This is a genomic window from Pseudomonas sp. NFR16 (genome assembly GCF_900108875.1).
GTDB lineage: Bacteria > Pseudomonadota > Gammaproteobacteria > Pseudomonadales > Pseudomonadaceae > Aquipseudomonas.
The window spans coordinates 120,213-137,399 of sequence record NZ_FNYJ01000001.1; the positions used below are offsets into that span (position 1 = coordinate 120,213).

17 protein-coding genes and 1 pseudogene are annotated in these 17,187 nt (G+C 59.7%); 10 read left to right on the forward strand and 8 right to left on the reverse strand.

Annotation, left to right across the window (positions count from 1 at the left end; all coding sequences use genetic code 11):
* Positions 1 to 5: 5 nt before the first annotated feature.
* Positions 6 to 896: a serine hydrolase domain-containing protein gene (locus BMZ10_RS00575; RefSeq protein WP_093458130.1), complete on the reverse strand. Its 891-nt coding sequence runs from the start codon at positions 894 to 896 to the stop codon at positions 6 to 8.
* Positions 897 to 1,093: 197 nt separating this feature from the next.
* Between BMZ10_RS00575 and BMZ10_RS00580 the strand changes: the two genes are divergently transcribed.
* Positions 1,094 to 1,312, forward strand: a complete 219-nt coding sequence (locus BMZ10_RS00580) for a hypothetical protein (protein ID WP_093459851.1) — start codon at positions 1,094 to 1,096, stop codon at positions 1,310 to 1,312.
* A gap of 498 nt (positions 1,313 to 1,810) precedes the next feature.
* Here the strand turns inward: BMZ10_RS00580 and BMZ10_RS00590 are convergent, their stop codons facing one another.
* From BMZ10_RS00590 to BMZ10_RS00610, 5 genes are all read right to left on the reverse strand, one after another.
* On the reverse strand, positions 1,811 to 2,431 hold the full coding sequence (locus tag BMZ10_RS00590) for a DUF3885 domain-containing protein (protein ID WP_093458132.1): 621 nt from the start codon (positions 2,429 to 2,431) through the stop codon (positions 1,811 to 1,813).
* Between the two features lie 515 nt (positions 2,432 to 2,946).
* On the reverse strand, positions 2,947 to 3,456 hold the full coding sequence (locus BMZ10_RS00595) for an HIT family protein (protein ID WP_093458133.1): 510 nt from the start codon (positions 3,454 to 3,456) through the stop codon (positions 2,947 to 2,949).
* 168 nt (positions 3,457 to 3,624) lie between these two features.
* The gene (locus BMZ10_RS00600) at positions 3,625 to 3,999 is read right to left on the reverse strand and encodes a hypothetical protein (protein ID WP_093458134.1); all 375 of its coding nucleotides are present in this window, start codon (positions 3,997 to 3,999) and stop codon (positions 3,625 to 3,627) included.
* 393 nt (positions 4,000 to 4,392) lie between these two features.
* On the reverse strand, positions 4,393 to 4,851 hold the full coding sequence (locus BMZ10_RS00605; protein ID WP_093458135.1) for a hypothetical protein: 459 nt from the start codon (positions 4,849 to 4,851) through the stop codon (positions 4,393 to 4,395).
* Between the two features lie 259 nt (positions 4,852 to 5,110).
* Positions 5,111 to 6,016, reverse strand: coding sequence for a LysR family transcriptional regulator (locus BMZ10_RS00610; RefSeq protein WP_093458136.1), 906 nt, complete (start codon positions 6,014 to 6,016; stop codon positions 5,111 to 5,113).
* 161 nt (positions 6,017 to 6,177) lie between these two features.
* Here BMZ10_RS00610 and BMZ10_RS00615 point away from each other — a divergent pair, with 161 nt between their 5' ends.
* The 3 genes from BMZ10_RS00615 (at position 6,178) to BMZ10_RS00625 (ending at position 8,496) form a co-directional block, all read left to right on the forward strand.
* Positions 6,178 to 6,927 (forward strand): SDR family NAD(P)-dependent oxidoreductase, encoded by a 750-nt coding sequence (locus tag BMZ10_RS00615; protein ID WP_093458137.1) that lies wholly within the window; start codon positions 6,178 to 6,180, stop codon positions 6,925 to 6,927.
* A gap of 111 nt (positions 6,928 to 7,038) precedes the next feature.
* The gene (locus tag BMZ10_RS00620) at positions 7,039 to 8,001 is read left to right on the forward strand and encodes a quinone oxidoreductase family protein (protein WP_093459854.1); all 963 of its coding nucleotides are present in this window, start codon (positions 7,039 to 7,041) and stop codon (positions 7,999 to 8,001) included.
* Positions 8,002 to 8,100: 99 nt separating this feature from the next.
* On the forward strand, positions 8,101 to 8,496 hold the full coding sequence (locus BMZ10_RS00625) for a nuclear transport factor 2 family protein (RefSeq protein WP_093458138.1): 396 nt from the start codon (positions 8,101 to 8,103) through the stop codon (positions 8,494 to 8,496).
* Between the two features lie 40 nt (positions 8,497 to 8,536).
* On the opposite strand, the gene BMZ10_RS00630 is transcribed toward BMZ10_RS00625, so the two are convergent.
* Complete coding sequence (locus BMZ10_RS00630; RefSeq protein WP_093458139.1) at positions 8,537 to 10,072, reverse strand: sensor histidine kinase; 1,536 nt, start codon at positions 10,070 to 10,072, stop codon at positions 8,537 to 8,539.
* A 121-nt stretch (positions 10,073 to 10,193) separates the two neighbouring features.
* Positions 10,194 to 10,838 (reverse strand): response regulator transcription factor, encoded by a 645-nt coding sequence (locus BMZ10_RS00635; protein WP_093459856.1) that lies wholly within the window; start codon positions 10,836 to 10,838, stop codon positions 10,194 to 10,196.
* Between the two features lie 386 nt (positions 10,839 to 11,224).
* Here BMZ10_RS00635 and BMZ10_RS00640 point away from each other — a divergent pair, with 386 nt between their 5' ends.
* The 6 genes and pseudogenes from BMZ10_RS00640 (at position 11,225) to BMZ10_RS27905 (ending at position 17,103) form a co-directional block, all read left to right on the forward strand.
* On the forward strand, positions 11,225 to 11,767 hold the full coding sequence (locus tag BMZ10_RS00640; RefSeq protein WP_093458140.1) for a kinase inhibitor: 543 nt from the start codon (positions 11,225 to 11,227) through the stop codon (positions 11,765 to 11,767).
* A gap of 264 nt (positions 11,768 to 12,031) precedes the next feature.
* Positions 12,032 to 13,036 carry a GlxA family transcriptional regulator gene (locus tag BMZ10_RS00645; protein WP_093458141.1) on the forward strand — a complete coding sequence of 335 codons (1,005 nt, stop codon included), beginning with the start codon at positions 12,032 to 12,034 and terminating at the stop codon, positions 13,034 to 13,036.
* Between the two features lie 132 nt (positions 13,037 to 13,168).
* Positions 13,169 to 14,371: an NAD(P)/FAD-dependent oxidoreductase gene (locus tag BMZ10_RS00650; protein ID WP_093458142.1), complete on the forward strand. Its 1,203-nt coding sequence runs from the start codon at positions 13,169 to 13,171 to the stop codon at positions 14,369 to 14,371.
* A gap of 73 nt (positions 14,372 to 14,444) precedes the next feature.
* Positions 14,445 to 15,899, forward strand: a complete 1,455-nt coding sequence (locus BMZ10_RS00655; RefSeq protein WP_093458143.1) for a mechanosensitive ion channel family protein — start codon at positions 14,445 to 14,447, stop codon at positions 15,897 to 15,899.
* Positions 15,900 to 16,423: 524 nt separating this feature from the next.
* A pseudogene (locus BMZ10_RS28120) lies at positions 16,424 to 16,591 on the forward strand (nitroreductase family protein); the annotation flags it as partial.
* A gap of 182 nt (positions 16,592 to 16,773) precedes the next feature.
* Positions 16,774 to 17,103: a nitroreductase gene (locus BMZ10_RS27905; protein WP_256214274.1), complete on the forward strand. Its 330-nt coding sequence runs from the start codon at positions 16,774 to 16,776 to the stop codon at positions 17,101 to 17,103.
* Positions 17,104 to 17,187: the final 84 nt, after the last annotated feature.

Below are 17,187 nucleotides of genomic sequence, written 5' to 3' on the forward strand. Positions count from 1 at the left end.
TGACCTCAGGTCGCGTGAGGTCGCACAGCGTTTATCAGTCGCTCGGTCACGATGTTTTCCACATCTCCCTCAGTGGCGCCTGCGTCAAATGCAGCACAGCAGGCCGACGTCTCCCCGGCGACCACGCGGTAAACGGCGATGACACTGCCCGGTCCGCATCCTGTGTGTCCACAGAGAGACCATTTGCCGCCGACTGACCCTTTCATGACGCCCAGACCGTAACCCGGGCTGATCCAAGGGCGTCCAGCAATCGGGCCACCCAGCGCTCGTACTGTTTGCATCTGCTCAAGCAACTCGCGGGAAATCAGATTTGCGTGGAAAAGTCGATCCAGGAACCGCGCTGCGTGCGACACGGAACCGATGAGCAATCCGTGGTAAACCCAGGCGGGATCGTAATCTGCGGGGATTCCGGGTACCGTCGTTTGCAGGTCTGCCTGCCTTCTCGCAAAGCGAACGTCGTACAGACCGAGAGGCGTCAATGCCCGCTGAGCCACGGCTTCCTCAAGGGGCAGGTCAGTCAGCTGTTCGATAAGCCTGCCAATCAGCAAATAGCCCACATTGGAATAACGCCAGCCCCTCCCGGGTTCGTATCGAAGGCGAAGGCCGTCAAGGCGTTGCATCATTTCATCTGCCGACCACGCGCGTTCTTTATTCGCAACGGCGGCGTGATACTCCGCAAGTTCGCCGTAATCGGCCAGACCCGCCTCATGCCGCAGCAACTGGCGCAACGTAAAACGCTGGCCGAGAACCGTCGTATCCAATTCAACAAACCCATCACGCACCAATGAAAGCGCTGTAACAGCCAGAACCGTCTTCGTGAAACTCCACCAGGGAACTAACGCTTCGGATGGTTCGGGTGTGGCCGGCTGGCCCTGCAGCACAAGAGAAGTGAGCATGGGTGTCCTTGTGGTGTTGAGTGGGGCGGCGGCTGGACGGGATATCTTGGATGCTTGCTGAATCGAGCTCAATGGGTGGGTGTCGATTTGTGCGGCTGAGGCTGGTCTATGGCTGACTATCTGACTGGAAACACCGAGCTTGAAAGATCGATAGGCGGTCGATGTGGTTGGGCTTTTTTTACCGATGGGTGGCTGACATGGGAAGTGATTCCTCGTTGCAGATCGAACGCGCCGCTTATGAGGAATTCGTCCTGCTTTGGAGCCAAGGGAGCTTCGAGCATCAGCGATTGGGGCAAGCATTTTACAACCACTTCAGCCTTCACAAACTCACCGACCAGGCCCGATTGCATGGCTTGTACGAGGCCGACGGTGAGAAAGCTTCGGGCTTGATCCTGGGGCTTTTCCACCTTCACTGAGTAGCAGTTTTCGACCGGAAGCTGCCTCTGAAAGGAGTTGAGTACGAGATGGCGCGATTGTGAGGATCCAATCTTTAGCTCTAAAGGGGGTGTTAGGCTCTTTTCATTGGCGATAGGCAATGAGGAGATGACGGATATTCTCTGAAGAAGCAGATCGTTGCCATCCAAACATAAGAATTATCTAATGACACTAGCTGGCTTGCAGCAACTGTCTGTATCTCAGAGCGAACTGGTTCTTCCCTATGTCCATGCGATTACGGCACTGCAAATGCTAGAGACAGCTGGTGCGCCCCTGTTGGGTTGGGAGGGTTGGCTGCTCTATCCGGACGGTACGCTGGGTCATGCCGACAAATATCAAGGCACCGTTGAGACCGTGAAGGCCTGAACACATTTCGTTTGCTGCTCGGCAGGTGTCCGCTTCTGGCCGATCTCTGCCAGTTCCCAACCAAGGCCTGCCGAAGTTCCACGGTATTCAAATCCCACGCGGTATCAGTTCGCTCAGGGAGAGTTAAAGCTAATCTCCATCGCGTGTCGGTCGCCATCCAGCAGATATGACTGATGCTTCTTGTATAAGACCGACAGCAGTTCACGGTTAGGACCAACAACGTCCATACCTCTGTCGTCATAGGGAAAAACCACGACCTTTTTCTGCAAGTTGAACAGATAAACGTCGCAGCCAGGGTTGGGTTGAATCTTGCGAAAATCCTTCGCTAGCGCGCACCACAGCAGCGTTTCAAGCAGCGATGCAGAAACCTCAAACGACAGGTAAAGCCAACACTCGGGCGATGTCTCGTGCAGCCACTCTTCTGGATCTATCTCCTCGCTCCAGATGGATCGCTGATTCGGGATTGAAACGCCGGCCGACGCCAAGGATTGGAGCGTCCTTCGATGCTCAAAATGGCCCGTGCCAGAGTGCTTTCGTAGACAAGCGACGATAGGATCATCAGCGAATATGTCCTTGCAGATCAGTGTCGCCCTGCGCAACGCCAAGAGAAACAGTTCAAGTGCATTTCCTGACTCTGAGAGTCGGAATCGCAGCCCTGCTGGATAGGAGTAAAACAGAGGTCTCTGGAAAACAGACGGGCCGAAATCTTGCAGGATCTGCTGATCAAGTTTCATTGGCGAGTCACCTTTGGAATTCAGGGAGCATCACGGATCGATGACGTGAACCGGAATCGTAACCTAAAGGAGGAGCTGTCTGCCGCCCGTCATGACTATCTCTTTAAGGCGGACAGCCGACGTATACGCACCGTTCACAACTATCGCGGGTGCGTATGAATAGAATTTTCACGCAACGAAATTGCTATAACGCGGCATATCGTCTTGCTCACGACCACGCTGCCGGAGCGCTGGAGGTTGATGGCTATCAGCAGACAGTCGAACTGTGCGGTGACGCGCCGGTGGTTGGATATTTTGCTGCATAATCCAGTGCAGGTCGGACATCCCTGTGCATGAGCAAGAGTCGTTCGCTGGGCGCTGCGGATTGCTTTGTAGCTGACGATGGTGCTGTGCGGGATCTATCGGGGCCGATATTTATGGATATGCTTTGCACGCTGGTGTAGTCCCCACGTCCGCTCCCGGCTGTAGTGGTCCGTCTCCAGAGATTGCTTTCGCCCCATAGCAGCCACACCCACCTACCGATGCTCAACAATCAACGCATCACGCGCGAATTCTTTACGCAGTAGGTTGACGGTTTCGTCAACGGATGGCCCCTGTATCGCCGGCGGGTCAGGGCGCTCACAAAACTCGCGCCAGACAAAAAGGGTCAACTCTGCACCGTCTGTTTGAGACACGGCGTTGGGGCGTGAGCCAAATGCTTGGAGCGACCTGTATCTCTGATCTTTCCAGAACAGATTTTCGATCCACAGATAGATTGGGATGAAGTGAAAATGGATGGAGTATCCCGCGTCATGACCGAAGCGGCCGATGTACAAGCATTTCGGATGCAGATGCGTTTCGATAGCGAGTTGGATTTTCGCCTGTAACCGCCCAAGCTCAGTCAATGCCTCAGCCGGAAGTTCCGCCAGTGAGTTGGTCATCTGCTTTGCGCTGAGCATCAGATAGCCAGGCAACGCGCTGTCGGTGCGGTGATTTACAACCCAATTCGCTGACTGGTGAATGATGAAGTGCGGCGATATTTCCATGTGACGGCCTTGATCAGTGATTGACACAGGGTATCATTCGCCTTCTGAGTGGGGTCGGCTTCTGGCCGATTTCTGCCTGTCATGAGTGGCATAAATCGGCCAATAGCATTTCTTCAGGCCTACCCCTACACATCCGAGGAAGCTTCTTAAATCAAAGCAAGGATCGTCTCAACCCGGATGAATAGCTGTCCACCCCTTGCCTATATTTGACGACTGTTTATCACCGGCCATGCACACGTTTACTTCGATCCGTTTCAGTTTTGCCAGGATTTGAGGGGACAGCGGTTGGGCATACAGTTGCGAGAGTTGGCCACTGCGAGCGGTGGATTCCTCGTAGTGTCGGTTGGCATCGGCTTCGCAGCCATCGATATCTGTCCTGAAGGTGGCTTGTTGGATGGCCGCATCTACTGCAGGTTTCTCGTACCTAGTGCCTTCGTAAGTTTGGCGGCTGTAGTCGATCATAGCCATAGGAGCATGGGGCGTTGAGGCACATCCGCCAAGCGTGACGGAAAAGAGAGCGGCTATCAGGTGGTGCTTGCGCATGATTCTTCCTTGGTTTTTTGGCCGGGGGCCATCAAGCGTTTGTAATCAGAGGAAGGTATCGGCATCGAGAACCAGCGCTTTAACATTGTGGATGGACGCCCATTTTTCCTGCCCACGTTTCCTGGAGTCGCGACACCAGCTGCGACGCTTGCAACTGACAGCTGCCGACCCAGAGTAGCCGCTCACTCTTGATTGGACGGCGTTCAACAAGCCGAACAGCCTGAATCTACCTCTAACCTCTCTGAACTACCCAAGCCGCCGGGATGAGGATGCTATGAACCCAGATGGTTCAGCTATTCGCGCCGGTGGCCGTACATCCGATCTGGCTCAGCCCTAGGGCAGCTGGATCTTGGGGGAAGGCTTCCTACCCAAATCGGGTATATCGCTTGAGGGTTACGGAATCGGTAGTCCGAGGCGGTGTGCCTCAAGGCTCACACTCATTGGTTTGTCTTTCAGCGCTGGCTTATGCCCAAGCAGGGCTATGGCCTGCTCAAGGCTGTCGTCCGAAGGTACGAGCAGCGCTTGAAGGCTATCAGGGTTAATCACTCCCCAGTTCGACAAATCATGGCAACCGCTACCGGCGCATACGGCCTGATAAATGATTCGGCTAGCATGATCCGCATCGGCGTCGCATTGACCGCCCACGAAATCCACATTGCTATACCGCAAGATTGTTGAGCGTGGGCCTCGTTCAACTCGGAGGATAACGTCTGCGCCTTCTGTAGAGCGCAATGGCATGGTCGTGTCCACCGCGATGGTGACAGTTGCGCCACCGCACTGAAATTGTTCTTGTGCAAATGCGGGTAATGAAAGGATGGTCATGAAAATTGAGAGGGCTGCAATCCGTAGCATGGAGAGAACTCAGTTTGATTGATGAGTTAATCCTATCAGCGCGTTGAGAGCTAATGAACTGGAGGGGTCTTTGTTTTCAGCGACAAGACAGTGACCGTTCCTGGCCTTTAGCGGCTTGCTCCAAAGCGCGGCCGTATCCCCGGTCTGTCTTCGTGGATCGAGCGCGCTCCTGGCCCACCGCAATCAAAACCACCGATAACAACCACCCCAGCCGCTCACCCACGCTTCAAACCTGCGCCTCAAGCTCGTGTGCAGTGTGTCAACGCAACCCCTTCGCCTCGAACAGCTCGACCAGCCATTCCACGAAGACCCTGACGCGGGCGCTGAGGTGTCGGTTGGGGGAGTAGACGATGTAGATCGGGTTCGGCTCCAGCGACCAGTCTTCGAGCAGTGGAATCAGTGCGCCAGACTTGAAATGCGGTTCGGCCATGAACATCAGCGTCTGCAACACTCCCATACCCGCGAGCGCGGCAGCGAGCAGGGCGTTGGAGTCGTTCACCGAGACAAAGTAATGGGCGTCCACCGAGATGCGCTCCTCGCCTCTGACGAACTCCACCGGCAGGCGTCGTTGGGTGCCGGCGAAAAAGTAGCGAACCATCTGGTGGTTCGTTTCAAGGTCGGTCGGGTGCAGCGGTGTGTCGTGGCGGGCCAGATAGGCCGGCGTCGCGCAGGTGACGAACTTGAGGCTACCCAGACGTCTGGCGATCAGCGATGGATCGCTCAAGGTGCCGCCGCGAATGACGCAGTCGACCCGATCACCGAGCAGGTCGACGGGCCTGTCGCTCACGCCGATGTCCAACTGCAATTCCGGGTAGCGCTTCTGGAATTCCGGCAACGCCGGCAACACCAGCATGGTCGCCATGGTCGAGCCCATGTCTACCCGTAACCGCCCGTGGGGGCGAGCCTGGGTGCTCACCAGGTCCGACTCCGCCTCCAGCCACTGATCCACCACCCGCACCATGCGCTCGTAATATGCGGTGCCATCATTGGTCAGCGAAATGCGCCGCGTGGTGCGGTTGAGCAGCTTGACGCGCAAGTGGGCTTCCAGCGACTGGATGTGTTTGGTGACGGTGTTGCGTGGCAGGCTCAACGTTTGCGCTGCCTTGACGAAGCTGCCTGCCTCGACCACCTGAATAAACGCTTTGACAGCCGTGAAATAGTCCACGTGGTGATTCGCCTTTCGAGATAGGGTCAGCAGGCATTAGCCCGTTTAAAGGAACAGTGGTGTCCTTTTTAGCTAATTTATCCCGCGCTGGCTATCTCATACATTGGCTCCACCGAAACGAAGCCCGCCATTCCGGCAGGCTCCAAGTGGAGATCAGACAGATGACTCAGCAACTGCAAGGCAAGGTGGCACTGGTCACCGGCGGCTCTCGCGGCATCGGCGCCGCCATCGCAAAACGTCTCGCCGCAGAAGGCGCTCATGTCGCATTCAGCTACGCGAAATCCGCCGAGCAGGCGCAGCACGTGGTCGCCGACATAGAACGTCATGGCGTGCAGGCGCTGGCCGTTCAGGCTGATCAGGGTAACCCGGCGCAAGTGACTGGGCTGGTCAGCCAGGTCCATCAGCATTTCGGTCGCCTGGATATCCTGGTCAACAGCGCTGGCGTCTTTGTCACCGGCCCCGTTGGCGATCCCGACGCCGACATCGCAGCGTTCGATCGTCAGCAAGCCATCAACATCGGTGGCGTCGTGACTGCTGTGCGCGCCGCAGTCGGCCTGATGAGCGACGGCGGGCGGATCATTTCGCTGGGTACCACCGGCGCCGATCGCGTGCCTTTCCCCGGCGCAGCCGATTATGTCGCCACCAAAGCGGCGGTGGCGGCCTACACCCGTGGCTGGGCCCGGGACCTGGGGCCCAGGAACATCACCGTGAACGTCGTCCAGCCGGGCGCGATCAACACCGAGATGAACCCTGAAACCGCCGACCATGCACCGTTCCTTGCCAGCCTGGCCGCATTGGGTCGCTACGGTCAGCCAGAGGACATCGCCGCTGCCGTGGCCTTTCTCGCGGGGCCCGAGGCGTCCTATATCACCGGCGCGACCCTCAACGTCGATGGCGGCCAGAGCGCCTGATCGGCTCCTGAACCCATGATCCGGTCAGCAGTGCCGCCATTCATCGCGCGCGGCACCGCTCGATCTCAGGCCTGGGTTTTCACTGACAACATTTCCATCGCCGAGGCGGCCATGACTCAACGTATCCGGATTTACCAGCAAGGCGCACCCGCAGTCCTTCATTACGAAACCTTCGAGCTGGAGCAGCCCTCCCGTGAGCAGGTGCTCATCCGTCACGAAGCCATCGGCGTCAATTTCGTCGACACGATGTTCAGGGATGGCACGTTCAAGGTGCCGCTTCCGTTCAACATGGGCGTGGAGGCGGCAGGCGTTGTCGAGGCCGTCGGGCGCGACGTGCAGCATCTGAAGGTCGGAGATCGCGTGGGTTATTTCTTCGCGTTCGGTGCTTACGCAGATCGCCGGGTGATCGACGCCAGCGCGTTGATCAAGCTTCCCGACGACATCGCCAGTGAACAGGCTGCCGGGCTTCTGTCTAAGGGGCTTACGGCGTGGGCGCTGGTCAAGCACGCGCACAGGGTCAAGGCCGGCGAAAGCGTGGTCGTGCACGGCGCCTCCGGTGGGGTCGGCAGTTTGCTGGCACGTTGGGCGAAATCGCTGGGCGCCAGGGTCATCGCGACAGTGGGGTCCGCCAGCAAGGCAGACATTGTCGAGCGCTGGGGACTCGATGCGGTGTTACGTTCGGATGAACCGGATCTGGCTGGACAGATCAACGCCGCCAACCGCGGGCTTGGCGTGGATGTGGTGTACGACCTGATCGGTCGGCAGACGCTGGATGCTTCGATCAACGCGCTGCGCGACGGTGGCGATCTCATCCACGTCGGTAACGCGTCGGGCGGCGTCACTGCGGACCCCGCGCGGCTGGCCGCACGTAACATCCGATACCTCCAGCCCTCAACGCCGCAATACGTCAACGCGCAAAACCAGGGCACGGCCGCATCAGAATTGTTCGAGCGGTTTCGGGAGGGCGCACTGGGGCCTCTGGAGCTCACTCGCTATCGACTGGAGGAGGCGGCATTGACTCATCACGCCATCGCGGCGCGCAAGCATACTGGCTCGATTGTGTTGATCCCTTAAGGCTGACCCGCGCGCCGCTCATCCGCCCCTCTGTGCAAATCCTCCGGCGCTGCTACAACCTGTTTACTCACGTTTACGGCCCAACCAACAGGAAACACCATGACTTCTGCAACTGATAAGACGACTAACGAGCCTGACTACGACGCGCTCCTACGCGCCAACCTGACGCGGGTGTTCAACGAGCGGGATCGTGCCCTGCGCGAGGCTGCCATCGCTGAACTCTTTTGCGCCGAGCCGACACTGTATGAACCGGCCGGGATCGTCAAAGGTCAGACCGCGATTTCGGACGTCGCCGGCGCGCTGCTGGAACAGTTCGGCGCTGATTTCTCGTTCGCAGCCACTGGCATCGCGGTGGGGCATCACGGCCTGGGTTACCTGAAATGGCAGGCGGGCCCAGCCAACGGTCCGGTCGTTGTCAGCGGTGTCGATGTGGCAGAAATCAACGATGGCAAGATCACCCGGCTCTGGGTGCTGCTGGATGCACCGCAGAGCTGAGGACGGTGGTGACGATGCGCATCAAGGCCGCCCCCGCAGGTCACCACGGCCGTCGAACGGTGGGCAGCGAGATGAAGAACGAGGCGCCGCCCGCGTTGTTTTGCGCCCATATCTTGCCGTCATGAGAATCGATGATCGACCGGCAGATCGACAGGCCCATGCCCATCCCGCTTTCCCGGGTGGTGAAGAAGGGCGTGAACAGCGATGGCAGCATGTCGGGCGCGATTCCCGGCCCGCAATCCGCCACTTCGACGATCACCTCGTAGGGCGTGACGAATGTCCGGACGTGCAGCATTCGCCGCTTCTGTTCGATGCCGCTCATGGCCTGCCGGGCATTGACCAGCAGATTGATCAACACCTGCTGGAGTTGAATGCGGTCTGCCGACACCCATGAGTCCTCCGCCGTCAGGTCCAGATGGGAACGAATATGGTTGTGGGCCATTTCGTACTGCAACAGCGCGAGGGATTCCCTGACAATCTCGTTGATCGGTTCGGGGCGCCGGATCGGGTCGGATTTACGCGCCAGCGCCCTGACCCGACTGATGACTTCGCTGGCCCGGTGTGCGTTGTCGTTGATCCGCTGCAGACCCCGGATGGCCTCGGCAATGTCGGGTTGCGGCCGATCCAGCCAACGGCGACAGCCATCGGCGCTGCTGATGACGGCGGTCAGCGGCTGATTGACTTCATGAGCGATGGACGCCGTCAATTCACCCAGCGTGGTCACCCGGCACATGTGGGTCAACTGCGCCTGCGTCCGGTACAGCATCTCTTCAGCCTGCATCCGCTCGGTGACGTCCATGACCGCGCCAAGGTATTCGACGCGATCGTCCTGCACGAACAGTGCGGTGGCCACCATGTGGATGTGCTTGATGCGGCCGTCCGGCATGAGCAGGCGATGGCGTATCTCGATTTGCGGCTCGCGCTGCGCTGCCAGGTTGAAAACGTGATGAATCAGGCCGTGATCTTCCACCGGCGTGCGCGCCAGGATCATTGACTTCGATACCGGAATATTGATCGGGTACTCGAAAATCCGCGCGCTTTCTTCTGACCATGCCATGAGTTCGGTCACACCGCTGAACGTGACGCTGCCGGTCTGGCTCAGGCACTGGGCGCCGGTCAGATAGATCTGGTGCTGGCGCAGATGATCGGACGCCTGCTTGGCCCGCGCGGCGAGAAACCCGATGGCCGACAATGCCGTCAGACACCGCACGAAACTGGTGAAGGAATCCCAGTCCTGATAACCGTGGTCGACGAAGAACATCACCACAATCGTCGCCATGCACAGCAGCGATACGCCGATGACGGTGCGGATCGTGAAAACGTTGGCGGCCATCAACAGCAGCGTCACGTAGATTACCGTTGCGGCAATGTCGCGATGGTGAGGGGAGGTGTTGATCACCGCGATGCCCGCAGTCACCACCAGGCCGATGGCCCAGATCAGCCAGGTTTCGTAGCGACTCTTGCTGACGTGGATAAGAGGACCCGAATTCGCATGGCCAGTGAGCGCGGTGATGGCGCGAGACGCGGGGTTGAAACCTCTGGAGGTGCGTTGCCTGAACGATTCATTTCCACGCATGGCGCTGGGCTGTTCCTTTCAGTTGAGGGTGTCGAGAAGCACTCAAATGCTTGGTGCGCCAACGACGCGGGCTGCGCACCGATGGATTACCCGGGCTTGCGATCGGTGATTGCACCTGCGTCTAGGAGGGCTGAGTGTCGAGACGCAGTTTCAGGGCTTCGGCCATGCGCACCAGTTCCGCGAAGGTTTTGGCGTTCATTTTTCGCATGACATTGGCGCGATGAATCTTCACCGTGATCTCGCTCAGGCACACTTCGCTGGCGATCTGTTTATTCATCAGCCCAGAGGCGGCCAGCGCCATGACCTGCCGTTCGCGCGCGCTCAATGTCCGGAAGTGATTGATCAGCTCGGTGTGGCCTTTGCTGGTTTCGCGCTGTTCGGCATCCTTGCGCAAGGCCAGCCCGACGGCGTCCAGCAGGTCCTGCTCGCGGAACGGTTTGGCCAGAAAATCCACCGCGCCGGCCTTCATGGCTTTGACCGTCATCGCGATGTCGCCGTAACCGGTCATGAATACGATTGGCAACGTCTCTCGGGACTTCACCAGTTCGTTCTGGAAGTCCAGGCCGCTGATGCCTTGCAGCCTGACGTCCAGCACCAGACAGCTGGTGACGTCAGGTCTATTGAACGTGAGGAATTCCGTTACCGAAGCAAACAGCTCGACTCGCCAACCGATGGAGCGCAGCAAGCTGCTCAGGGACTCACGCAAGAACGGGTCGTCATCGACGATGTAGACGCAGGCCGTCTCGCTGGTCATGGTGCTAGTCATCTGACTGGTCATCTGAAAGGTGCCCTTGGGTCCGGTGCCGCAGTTGGAAATGCCTTGCCGTTGACGTGCGTGCAGGTGCAAAACCCGATCAAGTCTAAGAGAGCCGATGCGCCAGGCAAACGACATAAACCCCGGAATTCATGCCAATTCCCGGCAGCCCGATCAGTCGTCAGCGTTGCGCCGACGATCCATACCTGTTGACGGCTGAAGCTTGTCCTGTGCACGCCGCTTGCTCGGCCTGCAGTCGAGATGGGCCAGGATTGATGACGCTCGGCCAGGGCTGGGTTTTGTTCACCTGACACCTCAAAAAACATGCCTTGGTATGAGTGCCCGCAAGGGCTGGACGACCTACCGTGTTCGTTGTCCAGACATTCGATGAGGTCGCCATGAAGATAAAACTGATCCCGCTAGCCGTTTGCCTGGGGGTATCGCTCACCGCCCATGCCGCCGATTTCGCGCTTACCAGTCGCGACATCGCCGACAACCGCTCGCTCACCCGTCGTGAAGTGTTTAACGGGTTCGGCTGCGAGGGTGGCAACATATCGCCCGAGTTGTCATGGCGTCATGCGCCCGAAGGTACGAAAAGTTTCGCCGTGACGGTCTACGACCCGGACGCCCCGACCGGGAGCGGTTGGTGGCACTGGACGGTGTTCAATCTGACGGCTTCAACCCACCGCCTGCCAAGCGGGGCCGGTGCCCATTTGCCCGTCGGGGCAGTTCAGGGGCGCACCGATTATGGTCAGCCGGGATTTGGCGGCGTGTGTCCGCCAGTGGGTGACAAACCTCATCACTATCAATTCACGGTCTGGGCCTTGAAGGTGGAAAAACTCCCGCTGGATGAACAGGCCAGTGGCGCGCTGGTGGGCTACATGCTCAACGCGAACGTGCTCGGCAAGGCGACGATCACGCCCACTTACGCGCGCCACTGACACCCGCTCAAGCGGCAAGACGACCGGGGCGCTCCGCTGCTTCGCGGACCCGGTCGCGGGTGCGTTGTCCGGATGGCGCGTGATCGCGCAGTCGTCCTTTCGCTCGTCACCCACGCCGTTTCATCCATCTGGCAGTCATCGCTGCAGGGGTGACGCGGCGATTGGGGCGACACCCTCGCACTCACTACACAAGCCCGCCAATCCAATGAATACTGATGTGCGCATTTGTCCGCGCCTACGTTTTGTTTCCAGGAGACATCCCTCATGACCAGTTCTGCGCTCTCGGCGCCGTTCAGTCGTCCTCGCACGGTGTTGTTCGTGGCCTATCCGCAGGTCGGGCTGCTGGACCTGACGGGCGCGCAAACGGTCTTCTGGGTGGCGAGCAGGGCGGTGAAGGCGCTCGGTTTGCCGGGTTATCACTGCCCGACGGGCAGCATCGCGGGCGGTATCACGCCCACGGCCGAGGGCGTCGCGGTCGACACCCGGACACTGTCCTCGCTGGTCGATGAGCCGGTGGACACGATCATCGTGCCGGGCTCGCCGGAAATCCTCATCGCGATGGAAAACAACCCCGACGTGATTGACTGGATCGCGCAGCACGCGCCCCAGGTGCGGCGCACCGCGTCGGTGTGCAGCGGGGCGTTTCTGCTGGCCCAGGCCGGGCTGTTGAACAGCAAGCGGGCTGCGACGCACTGGGCGATGTGCGACATGCTCAAGGCGCGCTTTCCCGCCGTCGAAGTCGATCAGGACGCCATTTTCATCCAGCAGGGCATGATCTGGACCTCGGCCGGCGTCACTGCCGGTATCGACCTGGCACTGGCGCTGGTCGAAGAGGACTGCGGGCGCGACATCGCCATGAAAGTCGCCCGTGAGCTGGTGGTGTTCATGAAGCGTCCGGGCGGCCAGTCGCAGTTCAGCGAGATGCTGCAGTCGCAGATGAACGATGGCGACACCTTCGCTGGGTTTCATGTCTGGCTGACCGAAAACCTGCGCCGCGAAGATCTGGACGTCGAGACGCTGGCGCGCCAGGCCAACATGAGCGCGCGCAATTTCAGTCGTGTCTACAAGCAGAAAACCGGCCGCAGCCCGGCCAAGGCGCTGGAGGTTTTTCGCCTCGAAGCCGCACGACGGCTGCTGGAAGATTCGGACCGCAGCATCTCCCAGATTGCCTGTGCCTGCGGGTTCGGCGACGAGGAGCGGATGCGCGTGACGTTCCAGCGTCATCTGGCGATTTCGCCTCGGGACTACCGCGTGCGTTTCTCTCGCTGAAGGCTCTGCAACGGGCTTCCTGGCGCAGGATCGGCGTCTGCCATTGTGCTGGCAGAATTTCAGGGTTTTATGTCGTTTACCCGTTTCTTCCACGCTCCTAGCATGCGTACAAACAGCCTGGAGCACAAAACGATGAAACAACAAATTCTGGTCATTGGCGCTGGATTCGGTGGGGTATGGAGCGCGTTGAGCGCTGCGCGGCAGTTGGACCTCAATGATCGTCAGGACGTGCAGATCAGCGTCTTGGCCCCTCAGGCCGAATTGCACATCCGACCGCGTTTTTATGAAGCGGATGTGCACGAGATGAAAGCCGAATTGCACGCGTTGTTCGATTCCACGGGAGTCAAATTCGTGCAGGGCACCGCAGACAGGATCGACCCGGTCGGCAAAACGGTCGAATACGTCGAAGCAGGCGGCACTCGCCAGTCGTTGGCTTATGACCGGCTGGTGCTGGCGACCGGCAGCCACGTGTTGCGTCCAAACCTTGAGGGCGTCGCGGAACACGCCTTTGACGTCGATACCCTCCAGGCAGCAGCCCGGCTGGAGGCGCACTTGCACGCGCTGGCCGGGCAGCCGGATTCCATCGCCCGCAACACCGTGGTGGTGTGTGGCGGCGGGTTCACGGGGATCGAAACCGCGACGGAAATGCCGCATCGACTGCGTGCAGTGTTGGGCGAGGAGGCGAACGTTCGGGTCATTGTCGTCGAGCGCGGTGCGAAAATCGGTGCGGCGTTTGGCGAAGGGATCAGCCCGTCCATCGCTCAGGCCAGCGAGGCGATGAGCATCGAGTGGTGCCTGGGCGCGACCGTCGCCGCCGTCGATGCCGGGGGCGTGACACTCGATGACGGTCGCCGCATCGAATCGCACACCGTGATCTGGACCGTAGGTTTCCGTGCAAGCCCGCTGACCGCGCAGATTCCGGGGGAGCGTGATCCGTTGGGACGCCTGTATGTGGACCACAACCTGAAAGTGGTCGGACAGCCGGACATCTATGCAGCAGGGGATACCGCGTACGCCGCGACCGACGATCTGGGCCACTTTGCCGCGATGTCCTGCCAGCATGCGATCTCGCTGGGGCGGCACGCAGGCAACAACGTCGCTGCCGAGCTGATTGGCGCGCCGACCCGACCCTACAGCCAGCCCAAATACGTCACCTGCCTGGACCTGGGCGAGTGGGGCGCGGTGTACACCGAGGGCTGGGATCGTCAGGTCAAGCTGATCAAGGATGAAGCCAAAGCCCTCAAGCGTCAGATCAACTCGGTGTGGATCTATCCACCGGCGGCTGACCGGACGTCAGCGCTGGCGGCGGCAGATCCCTCGATCCCCGTGGCTTGACCGCACACATCGTGTACTGGCCTGTCCCGGTTCTTCCGGGACGGGCTTTGTTCGTGGAAGGCCGGGAGACGCCATGTTGGACATTCCGCAACTCTGCACGCTGATTGCCGGGTTCGCATTACTCGCGCTTGACCTGTTGGTGTGGCATCTGACGCCCGCCATTCGCATACTGCGCCGAACCCTGGTGCGCATTACGCTCTTGCTGCTGTTTTCCTGGTTGATCATTGCCGCAGGCGTCAGCCCGCTGCAGCCCTCGCCGTGGCCTGACGATGTGGCGCTGAACATGCTGAGCACGGTGCTCGCCGTCTTGTGGTGGTTTTTCGCGGCGCGCACGCTCACCGTTGTGCTCAGCGTGATGTTCTTCAATCGCGGCGAACATGCCGCGCGCCTGTTTCAGGACATTCTGGGCGCGGGGATTTTTCTGGTCGCGATCGTCGCCGCCGCGGGTTACGTGATGCAATTGCCGGTCAAGGGACTGCTGGCGACGTCCGGGGGGATGGCGATCGTTGCGGGTCTGGCGCTGCGCAGCACCCTGAGCGATCTGTTCTCCGGCATCGTGCTCAACACCACCAAGCCCTATCAGGTCGACGATTACGTGCAGATCGACAGCATCGAAGGAAAGGTCGTCGACATCGACTGGCGCGCGACCCACCTCATCACCTCCCACGGCAGCATGGCGGTGATTCCGAACTCGATTGTGGCGAACGCCAAGGTCCTCAATTTCAGTCGTCCAGTTGACATCCATGGCGTCAGCATCACCCTGCAGGTCTCGGCACACGTGCGTCCCGGTCGGGTGATCGAGGCGCTGGAGCGAGCTTGCCAGGGCACGCGTCAGTTGCTCGCATCGCACCCTGCCAAAGCATCGGTGAAAAGCTCAGGCGCCGAATTCATCGAGTACGAAGCGCGAGGTTTCATCGCCTCGTTGAGCCAGCGCACCGAGGTCTGCAATCACCTGTTCGACCTGGCTCATCGGCATCTGCAAGCGGCGGGCATACAACTTGGCAGTTCCGCCGGCGGGCCAGGCGCGCAGGGTTCGGAAACGCAGCGCTGGGATCGGCAGCGGTGGCTGCTGGAAGACGTGAAAATCTTCCGCTCCTTGAGCACCATTCAGCGTGACCAACTGGCTCAGGACATGCGCGTCATCGAGTGCCCTGCCGGTCATGTGGTGCTTGAGCTGGCCGAGGTTTCCGACTTCCTGATGGTGATCAGCACTGGCGTTGTCTCAGCGTCCATACATGACGGCGAGCGGCTGATCGAGGCGGCGCGCATGGGCCCCGGCGAGGTGCTGGGCGAGGAGGGGGTGCTGGCAGAAGGGCGCTCACGGGCGCAGTTTCGTTGCCTGACTGGCTGCGTGCTGTTGCGCATCGACAAAGCCACGTTGCGCGGGTATCTGGAGCAGGGCGACGAATTCAAAGCGGCGTTGAACAAGCTGCAGGTTTTTCGACAGGGCGTGCGGCAGTCGCTGTTGTTGCAAAAGCCGGTCGAGATCAAAAAGGGCGGTTTTCTGCGTTGGCTCAAGAGCGCCTGAAGGCGCAACGGCATTGATTGCAACATTCCGACCGGCGCATTTCCAAGCCCCGATCCGCATCTAGACTCACGGCCAGAGCCGGTCCTATGCGGGCGGCACAGCAGCCGGTCCCATTGGGTGCACGCGATGTTTTGCACAATCGAGGCTCCAATCGGTCCCCTGAGTGCACGCAATGTTTCAGTAGGACCGGCTTCAGGCGGGAAGAGGCCGGTGAGTGCGCTGGGATTCTGCGGTGTAACGCCCGACATCTTCCCGGCTAAAGCCGGTCCTACGGGGCGGCACTGCAGCCGGTCCCATTGAGTGCACGCGATGTGTTTGCAAAATCGGGGCTCCAATCGGTCCCCCTGAGTGCACGCGTTGTTTTAGTAGGACCGGCTTCAGCCGGGAAGAGGCCGGTGAGTACGCTGGGATTCTGCGGTGTAACGCCCGACGTCTTCCCGGCTAAAGCCGGTCCTACGGGTTGAACTCCAGCCAGGTGAAGCCTGCGTGTCCATTTCATCGACCTTTACAAGCAGCCCGAAAAGATGGCCGAGACATTTCCAATCGATCAATTGATTCAGGCGCGACGCTCGAAGCGGGGCTATCTCGACAAGCCCGTGCCGCTCGACATCGTCAGGGAGATTCTTGACGTCGCGCGCTTCGCGCCAAGCTCGAGTAACAGCCAGCCATGGCACTGCATCGTGCTGACCGGTCGCACCCTGGGCCGCGTGGCCGACAACGCGGTGCAGCTATATCGCTCGGCGCCGGAAAGCCTTGCCCCCGAATACCTGTTTTTTCCCGCTGAGCTTCACGAGCCTTATGCGCAACGGATCAACTCATTCCTTACCAACTGGGTGACGCCCAAGGCTGCCCGCGCACGGAAAAGGCCGTTCGGATGCTCAACCTGGAGCGTCAGTACCGGTTTTTCGATGCGCCGGTCGGGATCATCTTCACCATGGACCGCAAGCTCGAACGGGCGAACTTCATCTGCTACGGCTGTTTTCTGCAAAACATCATGCTGGCGGCCAAGGCGCGAGGACTGGACACCTGCCCCCAGCAGATCTGGGCGCTGCAACATTCAATGCTGCGCCAGACGCTGGATATTCCGGCCGACCACATGGTCATCGCAGGGATGTCGTTGGGGTGGGCTGACCCTGATCTGTCGGAAAACCGACTAGAGACGCCACGAAGCGCATTGAGTGAATTGGTGACGTTCTACGACTGATTTTGCGCTCACCTCAAAGTGTCATGCGCAGCCCTGATTGAGGATGAAAAATATATACCCAAGTGTGGTTCCGGGCCTTGCTGG